The 17,685-nt window shown below is 65.5% G+C and carries 14 protein-coding genes; 12 read left to right on the top strand and 2 right to left on the bottom strand.

The annotated features are described in order from the left end of the window. Nucleotides 1-94: 94 nt before the first annotated feature. The 4 genes from FOZ70_RS08345 (at nucleotide 95) to FOZ70_RS08330 (ending at nucleotide 6,623) form a co-directional block, all read left to right on the top strand. A complete protein-coding gene (locus FOZ70_RS08345; protein ID WP_021163181.1) occupies nucleotides 95-2,017 on the top strand; it encodes a PrkA family serine protein kinase in 1,923 nt (640 codons plus the stop codon). Nucleotides 2,018-2,142: 125 nt separating this feature from the next. Then, entirely contained in the window at nucleotides 2,143-3,411 is a 1,269-nt protein-coding gene (locus FOZ70_RS08340; RefSeq protein ID WP_048020646.1) for a YeaH/YhbH family protein, read from the top strand. Then, a complete protein-coding gene (locus tag FOZ70_RS08335; protein WP_048020644.1) occupies nucleotides 3,408-5,087 on the top strand; it encodes a SpoVR family protein in 1,680 nt (559 codons plus the stop codon). Before FOZ70_RS08340 ends, FOZ70_RS08335 begins: the two co-directional genes overlap by 4 nt. A gap of 231 nt (nucleotides 5,088-5,318) precedes the next feature. Then, entirely contained in the window at nucleotides 5,319-6,623 is a 1,305-nt protein-coding gene (locus FOZ70_RS08330) for an MFS family transporter (RefSeq protein ID WP_021163178.1), read from the top strand. 76 nt (nucleotides 6,624-6,699) lie between these two features. On the opposite strand, the gene FOZ70_RS08325 is transcribed toward FOZ70_RS08330, so the two are convergent. Continuing rightward, nucleotides 6,700-7,629, bottom strand: coding sequence for a LysR family transcriptional regulator (locus tag FOZ70_RS08325; RefSeq protein ID WP_059710188.1), 930 nt, complete (start codon nucleotides 7,627-7,629; stop codon nucleotides 6,700-6,702). Nucleotides 7,630-7,730: 101 nt separating this feature from the next. On the opposite strand from FOZ70_RS08325, the gene FOZ70_RS08320 reads away from it, so the two are divergent. The 8 genes from FOZ70_RS08320 to FOZ70_RS08285 all read left to right on the top strand — a co-directional run bounded on the left by FOZ70_RS08320 (nucleotide 7,731) and on the right by FOZ70_RS08285 (nucleotide 16,367). Further along, nucleotides 7,731-8,768, top strand: a complete 1,038-nt coding sequence (locus tag FOZ70_RS08320) for an agmatine deiminase family protein (RefSeq protein WP_042977680.1) — start codon at nucleotides 7,731-7,733, stop codon at nucleotides 8,766-8,768. A gap of 46 nt (nucleotides 8,769-8,814) precedes the next feature. Then, nucleotides 8,815-9,729: an N-carbamoylputrescine amidase gene (aguB, locus tag FOZ70_RS08315; RefSeq protein WP_219705547.1), complete on the top strand. Its 915-nt coding sequence runs from the start codon at nucleotides 8,815-8,817 to the stop codon at nucleotides 9,727-9,729. Nucleotides 9,730-9,739: 10 nt separating this feature from the next. Next, nucleotides 9,740-10,852 carry a polyamine ABC transporter substrate-binding protein gene (locus FOZ70_RS08310; RefSeq protein WP_059484549.1) on the top strand — a complete coding sequence of 371 codons (1,113 nt, stop codon included), beginning with the start codon at nucleotides 9,740-9,742 and terminating at the stop codon, nucleotides 10,850-10,852. 50 nt (nucleotides 10,853-10,902) lie between these two features. Further along, on the top strand, nucleotides 10,903-12,015 hold the full coding sequence (locus tag FOZ70_RS08305) for an agmatine deiminase family protein (protein WP_059588200.1): 1,113 nt from the start codon (nucleotides 10,903-10,905) through the stop codon (nucleotides 12,013-12,015). A gap of 152 nt (nucleotides 12,016-12,167) precedes the next feature. Then, entirely contained in the window at nucleotides 12,168-13,679 is a 1,512-nt protein-coding gene (locus FOZ70_RS08300; protein ID WP_219705544.1) for an agmatine deiminase family protein, read from the top strand. A 327-nt stretch (nucleotides 13,680-14,006) separates the two neighbouring features. After that, nucleotides 14,007-14,822, top strand: coding sequence for an ABC transporter substrate-binding protein (locus FOZ70_RS08295; protein ID WP_042977678.1), 816 nt, complete (start codon nucleotides 14,007-14,009; stop codon nucleotides 14,820-14,822). Nucleotides 14,823-14,916: 94 nt separating this feature from the next. Next, nucleotides 14,917-15,639, top strand: coding sequence for an amino acid ABC transporter permease (locus FOZ70_RS08290; RefSeq protein ID WP_219705541.1), 723 nt, complete (start codon nucleotides 14,917-14,919; stop codon nucleotides 15,637-15,639). A gap of 2 nt (nucleotides 15,640-15,641) precedes the next feature. Further along, nucleotides 15,642-16,367, top strand: coding sequence for an amino acid ABC transporter permease (locus FOZ70_RS08285; protein ID WP_219705539.1), 726 nt, complete (start codon nucleotides 15,642-15,644; stop codon nucleotides 16,365-16,367). 147 nt (nucleotides 16,368-16,514) lie between these two features. Here FOZ70_RS08285 and FOZ70_RS08280 read toward each other — a convergent pair whose 3' ends face one another. Beyond that, a complete protein-coding gene (locus FOZ70_RS08280) occupies nucleotides 16,515-17,663 on the bottom strand; it encodes a M23 family metallopeptidase (protein WP_346656396.1) in 1,149 nt (382 codons plus the stop codon). Nucleotides 17,664-17,685: the final 22 nt, after the last annotated feature.

Here is a 17,685-nt window from a genome sequence, read left to right as displayed (position 1 = left end):
AATAAGAAAGGGTTTAGGATGAATTCGAACGCGCTTGCTTCTGCGCAGTCGTACGAAGGCAGGCACGTCTTCAGACTCAGGCGAGGGAGGTAGCATGGATATTTACAGCAGCTTCGCGAACCGCTTCGAAAAAACGCGAGAGGAAGAGCTCTCGCTGGAGGAGTATCTCGCGCTCTGCAAGAACGATCCATCCGCGTACGCGACGGCTGGTGAACGCATGCTGGCAGCAATCGGGGAACCTGAACACATCGATACCCGCAACGATCCGCGCCTGTCGCGGATCTTCGCGAACAAGGTCATCAAGGTCTATCCCGCATTCCGTGAGTTCTACGGAATGGAGGAAGTGATCGAGCAGGTGGTCGCATATTTCCGTCACGCTGCGCAAGGGCTCGAGGAGAAGAAGCAGATCCTCTATCTGCTTGGCCCGGTGGGCGGCGGCAAGTCGTCGATCGCCGAGCGTCTCAAGCAACTGATGGAGCGCGTGCCGTTCTATTCGCTGAAGGGTTCGCCCGTCAACGAATCGCCGCTCGGGCTGTTCGACTACGACGAAGACGGCCCGATCCTTGAGGAACAGTACGGCATTCCGCGCCGCTACCTGAAAAACATCCTGAGTCCGTGGGCCGTCAAGCGTCTGCACGAATACAACGGCGACATCCGCCAGTTCCGAGTGGTGCGCCGTTATCCGTCGATCCTGCGGCAGATCGGCATCGCGAAGACGGAGCCGGGTGACGAGAATAACCAGGACATCTCGTCGCTGGTCGGCAAGGTCGATATCCGCAAGCTCGAACAGTATGCGCAGGACGACGCCGACGCGTACAGCTACTCCGGTGGCCTGTGCCTGGCGAACCAGGGCCTGCTCGAGTTCGTCGAAATGTTCAAGGCGCCGATCAAGGTGTTGCACCCGCTGCTCACCGCCACGCAGGAAGGCAACTTCAAGGGCACCGAGGGCTTCGGCGCGATTCCGTTCGACGGGATCATCCTCGCGCACTCGAACGAGTCGGAATGGAAGGCGTTCCGCAACAACCGCAACAACGAGGCACTGCTCGACCGGATCTTCGTCGTGAAGGTGCCGTACTGCCTGCGCGTCTCGGAGGAGACGAAGATCTACGAGAAGCTGATCCGCAACTCGTCGCTGGCCGAGGCCGTCTGCGCACCGGGCACGCTGAAGATGATGTCGCAGTTCTCGGTGCTGTCGCGCCTGCACGAGCCTGAGAATTCGAGCCTGTTCTCGAAGATGCAGGTGTACGACGGCGAAAACCTCAAGGATACCGATCCAAAGGCGAAGTCGTACCAGGAATACCGCGACTACGCGGGCGTGGACGAAGGGATGACGGGCGTGTCGACACGCTTCGCGTTCAAGATCCTGTCGCGCGTGTTCAACTTCGATTCGAGCGAGGTCGCGGCCAACCCCGTGCACCTGATGTACGTGCTCGAGCAGCAGATCGAGCGCGAGCAGTTCCCGCCGGAAACCGAGCAGAAGTATCTGTCCTTCGTGAAGGACGTACTGGCGTCGCGCTACGCGGATTTCATCGGCAAGGAGATTCAGACGGCCTACCTCGAGTCGTATTCGGAGTACGGCCAGAACATCTTCGACCGCTACGTCACGTATGCGGACTTCTGGATCCAGGACCAGGAATTCCGCGATCACGATACGGGCGAGAGCTTCGACCGCGCCGCGCTGAACGCGGAGCTGGAGAAGATCGAGAAGCCGGCCGGCATCAGTAATCCGAAGGATTACCGCAACGAGATCGTGAACTTCGTGTTGCGTGCACGGGCGGCGAACGCCGGCAAGAACCCCGTGTGGACGAGCTACGAGAAGTTGCGCGTCGTGATCGAGAAGAAGATGTTCTCGAACACCGAGGAACTGTTGCCGGTGATTTCGTTCAACGCGAAGGGTTCGGCGGAGGAGCAGCGCAAGCATGAGGACTTTGTGAACCGGATGGTCGCGAAGGGCTATACGCCGAAGCAGGTGAGGCTGCTTTGCGACTGGTACCTGCGCGTGCGCAAGTCATCATGACGCGCGCGGTACCGCGCCCGTACGGCGAGACCGTACGGGCGCCTTCAGAGGCGCCGCCCGCATGACGGCAGACGGCATGCGCGGCGAGTGCCCCGGCAGATCGACTTTCGAGCGGGAGACCGGGAGTGCTTCATCAAATCATCGACCGCAGGCTGGCCGGCAAGAACAAGAGTATCGCCAACCGCGAACGCTTTCTGCGTCGCGTCAAGAACTACATTCGTCGTGCCGTGTCCGACGCGGTGCGCGACCGTAGCATCAAGGATATCCAGAGCACGCAGAGCATCACGATCCCGCGCAAGGACATCGCGGAGCCGAATTTCCGGCACGCGCCTGGCGGGCGTCGTGAATACGTGCACCCCGGCAACGAGGACTACGTGCGCGGCGACAAGATCCCGCGCCCGCAGGGCGGCTCGGGCGGCGGAGGCAGTCAGGCGAGCAACGAGGGCGAAGGGCAGGACGACTTCGTGTTCGAGTTGTCGCGCGACGAGTTCATGCAGTACTTCTTCGACGATCTCGAACTGCCTCGCCTCGTGAAGACGCACCTGCTGACGGTGCCGAGCTGGAAGAACGTGCGCGCGGGATGGTCGGCGGAAGGCACGCCGAACAACATCGACGTCGTGCGTTCGCTGCGCAGCGCACTCGGGCGTCGCATCGCGCTCGGCTCGCCGCTCGTCAACGAGCTGCGCGACCTCGAGGCGCAGCTCGAGGCAATGAAGAGCGACCCGGAAGACCGGCGCGCGGAGATCGCGGTGCTCGAGGCCGAGATCCATCACCTGAAGGGGCGCATCTGGCGGATTCCGTTCATCGATCCGTTCGACCTGCGCTACATCAACCGCGTGAAGCAGCCGCAACCGTCGAGCCAGGCCGTGATGTTCTGCCTGATGGACGTGTCGGGCTCGATGGACGAGCAGCGCAAGGATCTGTCGAAGCGCTTCTTCATCCTGCTTTACCTGTTCCTCAAACGTAACTACGAGCGCATCGAGGTGGTGTTCATTCGCCACCACACGCGTGCCGAGGAAGTCGACGAGGACACCTTCTTCCATTCGACCGAAAGCGGCGGCACGGTGGTGTCGAGTGCGCTCGAGCTGATGCGCAAGGTGATGAACGAGCGCTACTCGCCGACCGAGTGGAACATCTACGGCGCGCAGGCGTCCGACGGCGACAACTGGACTGACGATTCGCCCAAGTGTCGCAAAATCCTGGAAGAGGATATCCTCACGAAAGTGCGTTACTTCGCGTATATCCAGGTCGCGCCGGAAGAGCAGAACCTGTGGCTGGAATACGCGCAACTGGCCCTGTCCCAGCCGCATCTCGCGATGAAAAAAGTGGAATCGGCTGCCGACATTTACCCGGTGTTTCGCGAATTGTTCGAAAAGCAGGTGGAAATGTCATGACGACCCGCCATCTGCACAACGAGTCGCGCGGCTATGCGCCGCGCCCTTCCGGCGACGACACGGCCGGCCCTGCCGCACCGCAGCAAAGCGGGCAGGCCGAACCGCCGCCGCCGGCCGCCGACTTGCCCGGCCCAGGGCAAAAGGAAGCGCGTATGAACGTTGCCGAACGCAAGCCGCTGCCGTGCCCGTCCGACTGGACGTTCGAACTGCTCGAGGAATACGACACGCACATCTCGCAGGTCGCCGAACAATACGAGCTCGACATCTACCCGATCCAGCTCGAACTGATCAGCGCCGAGCAGATGATGGACGCGTATGCGTCGGTCGGGATGCCCGTCAACTACCGTCACTGGTCGTTCGGCAAGCACTTCCTGTCGACCGAGAAGAGCTACCGCCGCGGCCAGATGGGCCTCGCGTACGAAATCGTCATCAACTCGAACCCGTGCATCGCGTACCTGATGGAAGAGAACACGATGACGATGCAGGCGCTCGTCATCGCGCACGCGGCGTACGGGCACAACTCGTTCTTCAAGGGCAACTACCTGTTCCGGCTGTGGACCGACGCGCACGCGATCATCGACTATCTCGTGTATGCGAAGAACTACGTCGCGGAATGCGAGGAGCGCTACGGGCTCGATCGTGTCGAGGAACTGCTCGATTCGTGCCATGCGCTGATGAACTACGGCGTCGACCGCTACAAGCGGCCGCAGAAGCCTTCGCTGTCGAAGGAGGCCGCGCTGCGGCGTGAACGCGAGGCGTACCTGCAGTCGCAGGTGAACGAACTGTGGCGCACGCTGCCGGGCAAGAAGCCCGAGCTGATGGAGGAGCAGGAAGACCGCTATCCGCCCGAGCCGCAGGAGAACCTGCTGTATTTCGCGGAAAAGAATGCGCCGCTGCTCGAACCGTGGGAGCGGGAAGTGATCCGCATCGTGCGCAAGATCGGCCAGTATTTCTACCCGCAACGGCAGACGCAGGTGATGAACGAAGGCTGGGCGACGTTCTGGCACTACACGCTGCTGAATACGCTGTACAACCAGGGGAAGCTGGAAGACAGCTTCATGATGGAGTTCCTGCATTCGCACAGCAACGTGGTCTACCAGCCGCCCGTCACGAAGCCGTACTACAGCGGGATCAACCCGTACGCGCTCGGCTTTTCGATGATGAGCGACATCCGGCGGATCTGCGAAGCGCCGACGGAGGAAGACTACAAGTGGTTTCCCGAGATCGCGGGCACCCCGTGGCTGCCGGCGATGCACTACGCGATGCGCAACTTCAAGGACGAGAGCTTCATCGCGCAGTACCTGTCGCCGAGCCTGATCCGCGACATGCGGCTCTTCTCGGTGCTCGACGACGACATGCGCGATTCGCTCGAGGTGTCGGCGATCCACGACGATTCGGGCTACCAGTATGTGCGGCAGGCACTGTCGAGGCAGTACGACATCCATCACCGCGAGCCGAACATCCAGGTGTGGGCGGTGAACACGCGCGGCGACCGCAGTCTCACGCTGCGCCACTTCATGACCGACAACCGTCACCTGTCGAACGACAGCGACGAAGTGCTCAAGCACATGGCGCGGCTCTGGCAATTCGACGTGTTCCTGGAAAGCGTCGACGAGGCCGGTACCGTGCGCAAGCGCTACGAGTGCCGCTACGTGCCGCCGGAGGTGCGGATCTGAACATCGCCTGCGGAAAGTTTGCACCGAACGCCAGCCTGCGGGCTGGCGTTTTCATATGACGAACGCATGGCGGGAGAAAAATTTTCTACATCCGGACGAACCCGGAGAGCCTGTTACTTTACATTTCGCTAAAATCCCGTAGCGCCGTGCGCCGGAACCGGTGCCACGTTCGATCGCACGCGGCGGCCCAGCCGCCTCGCCCAGAAAGTACTACAAGGAACAGACCAATCCATGGACGTCCAGACCGAACAAGCTGCGCTGTCCGCGCATGACACCCGGCGGCGCGTGTTCGCCATCGTCGGCGCATCGTCGGGCAATCTCGTCGAGTGGTTCGACTTCTACATCTACTCGTTCTGCGCGCTGTACTTCGCGCCGGCATTCTTCCCGAGCGGCAACACGACGACGCAGCTGCTGAACACGGCGGGGGTGTTCGCGGCCGGCTTCCTGATGCGTCCGATCGGCGGCTGGCTGTTCGGCCGCATCGCCGACCGCCACGGCCGCCGCAACGCGATGATGATCTCGGTGCTGATGATGTGCGGCGGCTCGCTCGTGATCGCGGTGCTGCCGACCTACGCGCAGATCGGCGCGCTCGCGCCGGCGCTGCTGCTGGTCGCGCGGCTGTTCCAGGGGCTGTCGGTGGGCGGCGAATACGGCACGAGCGCGACCTACATGAGCGAGGTCGCGCTGAAGGGCCGCCGCGGCTTCTTCGCGTCGTTCCAGTACGTGACGCTGATCGGCGGCCAGCTGTGCGCGCTGCTCGTGCTCGTGATCCTGCAGCAGACGCTGTCGGGCGACGAACTGAAGGCGTGGGGCTGGCGCATTCCGTTCGTGGTCGGCGCGGCGGCCGCGTTGATCTCGCTGTACCTGCGCAAGTCGCTCGACGAGACGTCGACGTCCGAATCGCGCGACAAGAAAAACGCGGGCACGATCCGCGGCGTGTGGCAGCACAAGGGGGCGTTCTTCACGGTGGTCGGCTTCACGGCCGGCGGCTCGCTGATCTTCTACACGTTCACGACGTACATGCAGAAGTACCTCGTGAACACGGCCGGCATGCATGCGAAGACGGCCAGCAACGTGATGACCGTCGCGCTGCTCGTCTACATGCTGATGCAGCCGGTGTTCGGCGCGCTGTCCGACCGGATCGGCCGCCGCACGTCGATGATCCTGTTCGGCTCGTTCGCGGTGATCGGCACGGTGCCGCTGATGCACGCGCTGAAGGACGTGACGAGCCCGGTGGCGGCATTCGTGCTGATCACGGTCGCGCTCGCGATCGTCAGTTTCTACACGTCGATCAGCGGGCTGATCAAGGCCGAGATGTTCCCGCCGGAAGTGCGCGCGATGGGTGTCGGCCTGTCGTATGCGGTCGCGAACGCGATCTTCGGCGGCTCGGCCGAGTACGTCGCACTGTGGTTCAAGTCGATCGGCAGCGAGGAAACCTTCTACTGGTACGTGACCGTGCTGTGCGCGATCTCGCTGATCGTGTCGTGGCGGATGCGCGATCCGAGCAAGGAAGGGTACCTGCGTCACGAGCCGTGATCGGCCGCGCATCGTACGCATTCGCCTCGTGACGAACGTCCCGCCAGCCGGCGGGACGTTTTTTTTCGGCGTTCGATTACGCGGGCGGAGGCGGCGCATGGTCGGGCGCCGGGTCGGCCACGCTCGACAGGATGCCTTGCTGGACCAGCCAGTCGAACATCTGCTCGACGATCGGCGAGCGCGACGGGCCTTCCATCCGCGACAGCCACCATGTGGTGCCGGGCAGGCGCGGGTAGTCGGCGAGCACGGTCAGCGTGTGCTGGTCGAGGCCGGCCTGCGCGACGAGGCGCGGCAGGCATGCAATGCCGCGGCCGCGCTGCACGGCGTCCAGCACGAGCCGCTGGTCGTCGTAGATCGCCTGCATCCGGAAATCCGACAGCTGCTCGCGAAAGACGGTCGCCATGCGCTCGTCGGTCAGGCTCGTTTCGAGGCAGACGAGCCCCGCGTGCCGCGCGTGTTCGGCGCGCGGCACGCGGGCGAGCGTCTCGGCCAGCGGCGTCGCGCACACCGTCACCCATTCGTCCCGCATGAACGGGATATCGACCAGGCCCGGCTGCAGCATCGGCCGCGTGCCGATCGTCATGTCGACGTCGATCTCGTCGACGTAGCGCGCGGTTTCGTCGGTCGACAGCAGCGGGCACAGGTCCGGCAGCGCCTGCTGCAACTGCTCGAGGCGCGGCTGCAGCCAGCCGTGCAGCAACGGCGCCGGACACACCAGCACGACGAGCCCCGGGTTCAGGTAGGTCGCGATGCGGTCGAGCCCGCCGCGCAACGTGTCCATCGCACGCTGGACGCTGCGCTGCAGGACCTCGCCGGCGATGGTCAGCTCGACGCCGCGGCCGCGCCGGCGGAACAGCGGTTGCCCGAGCTGCGCTTCGAGTTGCTGGATCTGATGGCTGATCGCCGACTGCGACAGGTGCAGCTCGTCGGCCGCGCGCGAGAAATTGCCCAGCCGGGCCGCGGCTTCGAAGCCGGTCAGTAGTTTCAGGGACGGAACGCGTTGCATCGAGATATGAGGTGAATTGATTGATTAGGCCAAAAAATATCAATATTCATCAAGTTTAACCTGACGGAAAATCGCTCATCAATCACAACGGAGTCGGATCGATGGGTCGCTTTGATGCTCGCCAGCGCGGTTACCGGATGCCAGCCGAATGGGAATCCATGCACGCGACGTGGCTCGGATGGCCGGTGCTCGACAATCGCGAGGACCTGTGGGGAACGCATTACGCGCAGGTCTGCCGTGAATTCGCGCTGGTCGCGCGCACGATCGCGCGTTATCAGCGCTGCGTGGTCGCGGTGCACCACAGCCAGGCCGACGCCGCGCGCGAACTGGTGGGCCCGAGCGTCGACGTGCTGCCGGTCGCCGCCGAGGACAACTGGCTGCGCGATTGCGGGCCGATCTTCCTCGTGAGCGAACGGCGCGGGCTGGGCGCGGCCGTGTTCCGCTTCAACTGCTGGGGCGAGAAGTACCAGCCGTACGACGGCTGCCAGCAGGCCGGACAGGACATCGCGCGCGCGGCCGGCGCCGAGATCTTCAATTCGCACATGGTGCTGGAGGGCGGCTCGTTCTACGTCGACGGGCAGGGCACGCTGGTCACGACCGAGAGCTGCCTGCTGCATCCCAACCGGAATCCGCACCTGAGCCGCACGGAGATCGAGGCGGAATTGCGCCGCATGCTGGGCGTCGAGAAGATCGTGTGGCTGCCGGGCAACCCCGACGAAGTAGAGACGAACGGGCACGTGGACGGCATCGCGTCGTTCATCGCACCCGGCCGGATGCTGTGCCAGACCGCGCTGCCGGAGCAGGGCGACTATTTCCGCGTGATGCGGGAAAACCGCCGCGCGCTGGAGCTTGCGACCGATGCGGCGGGGCGCCGTTTCGAGCTGCTCGACCTGCCGTCGCCGATCGTCAGCGAACGCTTCGGCTCCGAGCGCTACTGCGACTGTTACGCGAACTACATTCTGGTGAACGGCGCGGTGATCGTGACCGCATTCGGCGTCGAGCAGGACGAGGCCGCACGCGACGCATTCAGCCGGGCGTTCCCGACGCGCAAGGTGCAGATGCTGCCGATCCCGACGCTGTCGATCGGCGGCGGCAGCATCCACTGTTCGACGCAGCAGCAGCCGTCCGTCGCGCACTGAGCGACGTCCCGTCAGCGGTTTCCGGTTCCATCGAGGAGCAATCGCAATGCCGTCCAAACACATCACCGTCGCCGCCGTCCAGATGGCGTCAGGCAGCTGGAATCTCGAAGACAACATGGCCACCGCGGAGCGCCTGATCCGCGCGGCCGCCGCGCAGGGCGCGAATCTCGTGCTGTGCCCGGAACTGTTCGCGATGCCGTACTTCTGTCTCGACCAGAACGTGCGCCATCTCGAACTCGCGCAGCCGTTCGAAGGCAACGCGCTGATCGCCCGGTTCGCGGCGCTGGCCGGCGAACTCGGCGTCGTGCTGCCGATCGGCTTCTTCGAGCGCGCGGGCAATGCCGCGTACAACTCGATCGCCGTGGCGGACGCGGACGGGCGCGTGCTCGGCGTCTATCGCAAGACGCATATCCCGGACGGGCCGGGCTATACGGAGAAGTTCTATTTCACACCGGGCGATACCGGCTTCAAGGTGTGGGATACACGCGTCGGCCGGATCGGCATCGGCATCTGCTGGGACCAGTGGTATCCGGAGACGGCGCGTTGCCTCGCGCTGATGGGCGCGGAGATCCTGTGCTTTCCGACCATCATCGGCTCGGAGCCGTTCAGCAGTGCGTTCGATTCGTCCGGCCACTGGCAGCGCACGATGCAGGGCCACGCGGCCGCCAACATGGTGCCGGTGGTGGCGGCCAACCGGATCGGCCGCGAAGCCGGCTTCGGCAACGGCAATCCGCAGCAGCAGGGGCTCACCGGCGTGTTCTACGGCTCGAGCTTCATCGCGGATCACACCGGGGAGAAGCTGGCCGAGGCGAACCGCACCGACGAGGCGGTGCTCGTGCACACGTTCGATCTCGACGCGATCCGCGCCGACCGGCAGTCGTGGGGCTTCTTCCGCGATCGCCGCCCGGAGATGTACCGTACGTTGCTGACCAGCGACGGCGTATCGTCCTGCTATCGATGAGGGAGGCGAGATGAGACGGCAAGGATGGTTGCGTGTCGCGGCGCCGGGCCTCGCGCTGTGCGTGCTGGCGGGAACGGCGCGCGCCGACGAAGAGAAAGTGCTGAACCTCTATAACTGGAGCAATTACTTCGCGCCGGATACGCTGGCCGGCTTCGAGAAGGAAACCGGCATCAAGGTGCGCTACGACGCGTACGACAGCGACGAGACGCTGCAGTCGAAGCTGCTGACGGGCAACAGCGGTTACGACCTCGTGTGGCCGACCAACGACTTCATGGCCCGGCAGATCCAGGCGGGTGTGTTTCGCAAGCTCGACAGGAACCGGCTGCCGAACCTGAAGTATCTCGATCCGTCGCTGCTGAAGCAGATGGCGCAGTCCGATCCCGGCAACCAGTACGGCGTGCCGTACATGTGGGGTACCGTGGGCGTCGGCTACGACCGCGCGAAAGTGCGCGCGATCCTCGGCAAGGACATGCCGGCCGACAGCCTCGACCTGCTGTTCAAGCCGGAGATCGCGTCGCGCGTCGCCGCGAAGTGCGGCCTGGGCCTGCAGGACTCCGCGAGCACCGTGCTGCCGCTGGCGCTGCGTTATGTCGGCCGCGATCCGATGCATCCGTCCGCGCAGGACTACGCGGCCGCGCAGGCGATGCTGATGAAGATCCGGCCATTCATCCGCGAGTTCGTGGGTTCGTCCGACGCCAACGAGCTGATCGACGGCGAGCTGTGCGTGACGGTCGGTTTTTCCGGCGCGATCAACCTGGCCGCGCAGAAGGCGAAGGCGCGCGATCCGAAGCGCGACGTCGTGTACGACATTCCGCGGATCGGCACCCTGATGTGGTTCGATGCGATGGTCATTCCGGCATCCGCGAAACATCCGGACAACGCGCATGCGTTCATCAACTACATCCTGCGTCCGGACGTGATCGCGAAGATCTCGAACTCGACGCGCTACGCGAATGCAAACCAGGGCGCGCTGAAGCTGATGGATCCGGCGCTGGTGCGCGATCCGGGCGTCTATCCGGACGAATCGACGCGGCGTACGCTGTTCACGCCGATCGCCGAATCGCCGGCCGCGATGCGTCTCGAAGGCCGGACCTGGCTCGGCTTCAAGACGGCTCGACCGTGACGGCCCGCCCTGAAACAACCGAAGTAACCGGCAAGCGAAAGAGGAATGCCATGACTACACGACGTCAACTGTTGAAACGCGGCCTGTCCGTCTCGGGCGCGGCGCTGGCTGCCGGCGCGATGGGCGGGTTGTTCGGCCGCGCCGCGCACGCGCAGCAGGGCGCCACCTGGCACATGCCGGACGAGGGCGCACCGCACACGGCGACCTGGATGGCGTTCGGCCCGAGCGCGGACATCTGGGGCGCGCGGCTGCTGCCGGTGGTGCGCGAGAATCTCGCGGCCGTTGCGAAGGCGATCGCCGCGCACGAGCCGCTGAAGATGCTGGTGCGGGAGGAAGACTACGCGGTCGCATCGCGGCTGTGCGGCGCGTCGGTCGAGCTCGTCCAGCACCCGGTCGACGATCTGTGGATGCGCGATACGGGGCCCGTGTTCGTGAAGAACGCGTCGGGCCAGCTCGGCGGCGTGAGCTTCAATTTCAACGGCTGGGGCAACAAGCAGGAACACGACCAGGACGCGGAAGTCGCACCGTTCGTGGCCGAACGCGCCGGCGCGCGGCTGGTCGACACGAAGCTCGTGCTGGAAGGCGGCGGCATCGAGGTGGACGGCGAGGGCACGGCGATCATCACGCGCAGTTGCGTGCTGAATGCGAACCGCAATCCGGGCGTCAGCCAGGCGCAGTGCGAAGCGGAGCTGAGCCGGTTGCTGGGGCTGAAGAAGATCATCTGGTTGCCGGGCATCGCCGGCAAGGACATCACCGACGGGCATACCGATTTCTACGCGCGCTTCACGAGCCCGGGCGTCGTGGTGGCGGGGCTCGACACGGACCCTTCGTCGTACGACCACGCGGTGACGCGGCAGCATCTGGAGATCCTGCGGAAATCCACCGATGCGAAGGGGCGCCCGTTGAAGGTCGTCGTGCTGCCGGGGCCGAAGACCGTCCGGCACGCCTACGAGAACGCGGAGTTCGCGGCCGGCTACATCAATTTCTACGTGTGCAATCGCGCGGTGATCGCCCCGCAATTCGGCGACAGCCGTGCCGACCGCAATACGCGCGACACGCTCGTCGACCTGTTCCCCGGCCGCGAGGTCATCCAGCTGAACATCGACGGCATCGCCGCGGGCGGCGGCGGCATCCACTGCACCACGCAGCAGCAGCCGGCGTGAGCGCGGCCGCGGGCCGGTCCGCGTGACCGGCCCACGAGCGGCTTCAATATCCCAGTCTTTCCGGACTACTGAAAACAACGCGGAATCCGTCCTTCGGGACGGAAGCCGGCGCGCACGCTATGCGTGCCGTCCGCGCAACGGAGTTGAAATACATGACGAAGAAAGGTAACAACGCGAGCACGAACCCGCACGCGTCGCAGATGCCGGATGCCGGCCGGCGCGGATTCATCCGCTGTTCGGCGGCCTGGCTCGGCATGCCGCTGCTGGGCAGCCTGGCCGCATGCGGTGGCGGCGACGGCGGCGGTGCGTCCGACCCAGGAGGCACGTCGCGCCCGACACCGTCGGCACGGCAGGCCGTGTACCGGCTGCCGGCCGAAGAGGCGCCGCACGCGTTGACCTACATGACTTTCGCGTCCGGCGTGGATGGTATCTGGGCGCCAGTGACGCAGCAGAGCACGGATGCCGGCATCGACCGGGTACGGGCCGACCTGATGGACGTCGCGAAGGCGATCGGCGCAACCGAACCGGTCAACATGCTGGTGCTGCCTGCCGACCTCGACGCGGCCCGCGTGCTGCTCACGAATGCAAGCGTGGCGAATCCCGACCTGCATGCGCGCTATGCGGCGCGTGCCGTGGGCACGGGCGGGATCACCCTCGTGCCGCTCGCCGACGGCTTCAACGATTTCTGGGTGCGCGACACGGGTTGCGTGTTCGTCCGAGACACGGCGAACGGCAATGCGCTGAACGCGATCGGCTTCAATTTCAACGGCTGGGGTAACGCGAATACCGACGGCGCCGGCCAGGGTGCGGGGACGATTCCACCGGCGATCCTGGCCGCGAGCAACCGGTCGAAAGCGGGCAAGTTCTTCCAGCCGTTCAGCCAGGACAGCAAGGTGGCGGGCTGGATGGCGCAGACCAACGGCGCGAACCTGGTCCGCAGCACGTTGACGCTCGAAGGCGGCGCGATCGAATTCGACGGCGACGGGACGGCGATCCTCACCGAATCGTCCGTGCTGCACGTGAACCGCAATCCGCATCTGTTCGACATCCCGAACGGCGCGATCGCCCATGCGACGCTGCTGCCGACGGCCCGGGATACCGTGCTGGCCGAACTGCAGCGCACGCTCGGCGTGCGGAAGATCATCTGGCTGCCGGGCACCGCGACGTTTCCGCGCGGCAGCGGCGTCGGTGGCGCGGGCGGTGCGTCGACGCCGGCCGGCGAAAGCGACATCACGAACGGTCACGTCGATTTTTACGCGCGCTTTCTCACGCCCGGCGTGGTCGCATGCTGCTACGACGCGTCGAATTCGACCGGCGAACGCGCGTTGACGGACGCGCACCGGCAGCGCCTGGCCGGCCAGACCGATGCGAACGGCCGGCCGCTGAAGATCGTCGAGCTCGTGCCGCCGGTCAGCTACGGCACGTCGGCAGGCACGACGCTGAACGAGCGGCAGATGTCGCACTTCGCGGCCGGCTACATCAACTTCTATACGTGCAACGGTGCGATCGTCATGCCGAAGTTCAACGACGCGGCGGCCGACGCGGCCGCGGTCGCCGCGATCCGGCCTTATGCGGGGAACCGGGCGATCGTGCAGGTCGACATCCTCGGCATCGCGTCGGGCGGCGGCGGCATCCATTGCTCGACGCGGGAAGTGCCGGCGTGAGCGTGCCACGTCATATCGATATGGGAATCGATTCGTTGTCCATCGCACGCGAATTCCTTAATCTGGGCCCGTAGTTCGTGTGACACCTCCTTGACTGGGATTCGCGCCCGCTGCCTGCAGCGGGCGTCTTTTTTTGCGTGCCGCATCTCACGCCGCGTGCCGCGCCTCATCACGAAACCCACTGAGCAAAGCACCATTTGTTGGTTCGGATTCGCCGCACGCGCTGATACGTTAGCGGCTTCGCGACGACACACTCCGTCGCGATGTTCTTCGAACCGGGCCGCCGCGCGATCCGCGGCGGCCTTCATAACAAATCAGGTCGTGCTCATGAAATTCCACACTCTCGCTACGTGGCTCGTCGGGGCTGCGCTCATTACCGCAGGCACCGTCGCGCATGCGGACCGTCTCGACGATATCAAGAAGGCAGGCGTGCTGCGCGTCGCGACGTTCGACAGCAACCCGCCGTTCGGCTATGTCGACGGCAAAAGCAATCACATCGTCGGCCTCGACGTCGACTATGCGAAAGCGCTCGCCGACAAGCTCGGCGTGAAGCTGCAGCTCCAGCCGACCAACCCCGCGAACCGCATTCCGTTCCTGACGTCCGGCAAGGTCGACCTCGTGCTCGCGAACTTCACGATCACCGACGAGCGCGCGAAGCAGGTCGACTTCAGCATCCCGTATTTCTCGTCGGGCCAGCAGTTTCTCGCGAAGAAGGGCGTGCTGAAATCGGCCGACCAGCTGAACGGGCTGCGCGTCGGCGCCGACAAGGGCACGACCAACGAAATCACGCTGCGCGAGAAATTCCCGAAGGCAACGATCGTCGCGTACGACGACACGCCGTTCGCGTTCGCCGCGCTGCGCGCCGGCAACGTGCAGGCGATCACGCAGGACGGCCCGAAGCTGATCGGCCTGCTCGCGAACGTGCCGGACAAGCAGAACTACGAGATTCCGGCGTTCACGATCTCGAACGACTACATGGGCGTCGGCGTGCCGAAAGGCGAGACGCGCCTGCTCGGCTTCGTCAACGACACGCTGAAGGGGCTCGAGGCGAACGGTCGCGCCGTGCAGATCTACGACGCATGGTTCGGGCCGACGACGAAGACGCCGCTCACGCGCATCTTCCGGATCGGCGACAAGACCTGACGGCTCCCGCTCGCGCGCCGCGATCGGCCGGAACACCGGCCGCGCGGCGCTTTTCGCTTTCATCCGACCGCGCGCGTCGTGCGCGCTTCCCAGCATGCTCGGGTTGGCTCCCAAATATCTGTCCTGGCTCTGGCAGGGCTTCCTGCTGACGCTCGGTCTCGCGGCCGCGTCGGCCGTCGCCGCGACCGCCGGCGGTCTGCTGCTCGCGGTGATGCGACATGCACGCGGCAGGGCGCCGCGCGCGCTCGCCGCCGCATACGTCGTCACGTTCCGCAACACGCCGCTGCTCGTGCAGTTGCTGTTCTGGTATTTCGGTGTCGCGTCGCTGCTGCCCGACACGTGGATCGTATGGCTCAATGCACGCCATGCGGTGAGCGTGGGCCCATTCGCGCTCGCGTGGCCGTCGTTCGAATTCGTCGCGGGCTGGGTCGGGTTGAGCGCGTATACGGCTGCGTTCGTCGCCGAGGAATGCGAAGCCGGCCTGCGCGGCGTGCGGCGCGCACAGCACGATGCGGCCGCCGCGCTCGGCCTCACGCCGATGCAGTCGCTGCGCTACGTGGTGCTGCCGCAGGCCGTGCGCATCGCGTTGCCGCCGCTGTTCGGCCAGTACATGAATCTCGTGAAGAATTCGTCGCTCGCGATGGCGATCGGCGTGGCCGAGCTGTCGTATGCGTCGCGGCAGGTCGAGACCGAAACGTTCAAGACGTTCGCCGCGTTCGGCGTCGCGACGTTGCTGTACGTCGCGGCGGTGGCCGTGATCGAAGCGGGTGCGTATGCGGCGACGCAATGGCGCGACCGGCTGGGAGCGGGGCGCTGACCATGGATTTCTCGCTGCTGCTCGCCAATCTGCCGTACCTGCTCGTCGGCGCGTTCCCGGAAGGGCCGCTCGGCGGCGCCGCGCTGTCGCTGCTGCTCGCGATCGCGTCGGCCGCGGCATCGGCCGTGCTCGGCATCGCGCTCGGCGTTGGCATGGCGCTCGCGCGCGGCCCTGCGCGCGTGCTGCTGCTCGCGTTCATCGGCTTCTTCCGCGCGATTCCGGTGCTGATGCTGATTTTCTGGACCTACTTCCTGATGCCCGTGCTGCTGCACATGGACGTGCCGGGGCTCGCGACGGTCGTGTGCGCGCTGGCGCTGATCGGCGGCGCGTATCTCGCGCATGCGGTGCATGCGGGGATCGTCGCGGCGGGCGACGGCCAATGGCAGGCCGGGCTGTCGCTCGGGCTCACACGCTGGCAGACGGTGCGCCACGTGCTGCTGCCGCAGGCGATCCGGATCATGACGCCGTCGTTCGTCAACCAGTGGGTCGCGCTCGTGAAGGACACGTCGCTCGCGTATATCGTCGGCGTGCCGGAATTGTCGTTCGTTGCAACGCAGGTGAACAACCGGCTGATGGTGTATCCGGCGCCGATCTTCCTGTTCGTCGCGGTGATCTATCTGGTGCTGTGCACGTCGCTCGACGGCACGGCGCGGTGGTTGTTGTCGCGGGGGGCGCGGGAGCGGCGTGCGGCGCAGACGACGGCCGAGTACACGGAACCTGCGCGGTAACGGTGGGCCCGCGAGCCCGGTGCGATGCGTGCGCGCGTTCTCGGTGATGAAGATGAATGGTCCGCGACCCTCCGCTGCGGGCTGCGTCGCCGCTATGCGACCGGCGACGCGCGTGATGTTGCTGCGGTGGTCGGGCGCTTCAGCGCGTCAGCTTCGTTCCGCCGCGTAGTGCGTATCGAAAACCGCCCGCAACGTCGACGGACCAGTCGCAAAATCGCCCCACAGCGGCCCGTCGTTCTGCGCGAACGCGAACGGCGTCTTGTTGATCGACGCGAGGCGGAAGCGCCATTGCGCGGCTTCCTGGCGGAATGCGGTGAGCTGCATGTCGGACAGCCCCGTCTGCGCGTTCGCGAGCGTGACGAGCGGATCGACCGGATCGTTCGCGACCCGCACCTCGAAATGCAGGTGCGGGCCGGTGGCCGCGCCCGTCATCCCGACCGAGCCGATACGCTGACCCTGCTTCACCGTTTCGCCGACCTTCAGCCCGCGAGCGTATGCGGAAAGGTGCGCGTAGTACGTCGAATAGCCGTCCGCATGATCGACGATCACATAGCGGCCGTAGCCGCCCGGATCGGTACCGACGAACGACACGACGCCGTCGGCCGCCGCATCGACCGGCGTGCCGCTCGGCGCGGCGAGATCGACGCCCGTGTGGAACGCCATCGCCTGCGACAGCGGATGGATGCGCTCGCCGAAGAACGAACTGATGCGCGTCCACTTGACCGGCATCGTGAACGCCGCGGCCTCGAGCGGCGAGCCGTCGAGCGCGTAGTACGCGCCGTGTTCGGCGCCCGGCGCGCGGAACCAGATCGCGCCGAACGTGCGGCCGGCGACGCGCAGCTCGAGCGCCGTGAGGCGCGGCGTGCCGTCGTTCGTGTCGAACGCGACGCGGTAGTAGTCGCCGCGCTGCGCGCTCGCGCGCATCGCGACCTTGCCGCTGACGAGATCGCCGAGCTGGATGCGCACTTCGGGCGGCACGTCGAGACGGTTCAGCGTATCGGACAGCGTGAGCTCGATGTCGCCCGCGCGCATCCCTTGCTGGTGTTCGGGCGGAGCAAGCTGGAACAGGCTGGCATAGCCGAGCATGTCGTTGCGATGCGCGCTGAGCGGCGCGAACAGGCCGGGCTGCAGGCTGCGATCGTTGTTGCGATCGACGTGCTCGTTGCGCTCGCCGATCGTGCGGGCGAGCTCGCTCGTCACGAAATGCTGCGCGGTGGGAAACGGCGTGTCGGACAGCACGCGCTGCGGCAGCGCGGCCGTGTCGCGAGTCGCCGGGCGCCCGTCGAGTTGGGACACGGCCGCGCTGCCGCAGCGCGTG

The sequence above is a fragment of the Burkholderia sp. COPS genome (genome assembly GCF_019425585.1).
GTDB classification, from domain to species: Bacteria; Pseudomonadota; Gammaproteobacteria; order Burkholderiales; family Burkholderiaceae; genus Burkholderia; species Burkholderia cepacia.
The sequence above is the reverse complement of the archived record's forward strand: the minus strand, read 5'-3'. Positions and strand labels throughout refer to the sequence as shown.

Coding starts and splice junctions, on each gene's coding strand:
- FOZ70_RS08345 (WP_021163181.1), top strand. CDS start 95: ATGGATATTTACAGCAGCTTCGCGAACCGCTTCGAAAAAACGCGAGAG.
- FOZ70_RS08335 (WP_048020644.1), top strand. CDS start 3,408: ATGACGACCCGCCATCTGCACAACGAGTCGCGCGGCTATGCGCCGCGC.
- FOZ70_RS08330 (WP_021163178.1), top strand. CDS start 5,319: ATGGACGTCCAGACCGAACAAGCTGCGCTGTCCGCGCATGACACCCGG.
- FOZ70_RS08325 (WP_059710188.1), bottom strand. CDS start 7,629: ATGCAACGCGTTCCGTCCCTGAAACTACTGACCGGCTTCGAAGCCGCG.
- FOZ70_RS08320 (WP_042977680.1), top strand. CDS start 7,731: ATGGGTCGCTTTGATGCTCGCCAGCGCGGTTACCGGATGCCAGCCGAA.
- aguB (WP_219705547.1), top strand. CDS start 8,815: ATGCCGTCCAAACACATCACCGTCGCCGCCGTCCAGATGGCGTCAGGC.
- FOZ70_RS08310 (WP_059484549.1), top strand. CDS start 9,740: ATGAGACGGCAAGGATGGTTGCGTGTCGCGGCGCCGGGCCTCGCGCTG.
- FOZ70_RS08305 (WP_059588200.1), top strand. CDS start 10,903: ATGACTACACGACGTCAACTGTTGAAACGCGGCCTGTCCGTCTCGGGC.
- FOZ70_RS08300 (WP_219705544.1), top strand. CDS start 12,168: ATGACGAAGAAAGGTAACAACGCGAGCACGAACCCGCACGCGTCGCAG.
- FOZ70_RS08295 (WP_042977678.1), top strand. CDS start 14,007: ATGAAATTCCACACTCTCGCTACGTGGCTCGTCGGGGCTGCGCTCATT.
- FOZ70_RS08290 (WP_219705541.1), top strand. CDS start 14,917: ATGCTCGGGTTGGCTCCCAAATATCTGTCCTGGCTCTGGCAGGGCTTC.
- FOZ70_RS08285 (WP_219705539.1), top strand. CDS start 15,642: ATGGATTTCTCGCTGCTGCTCGCCAATCTGCCGTACCTGCTCGTCGGC.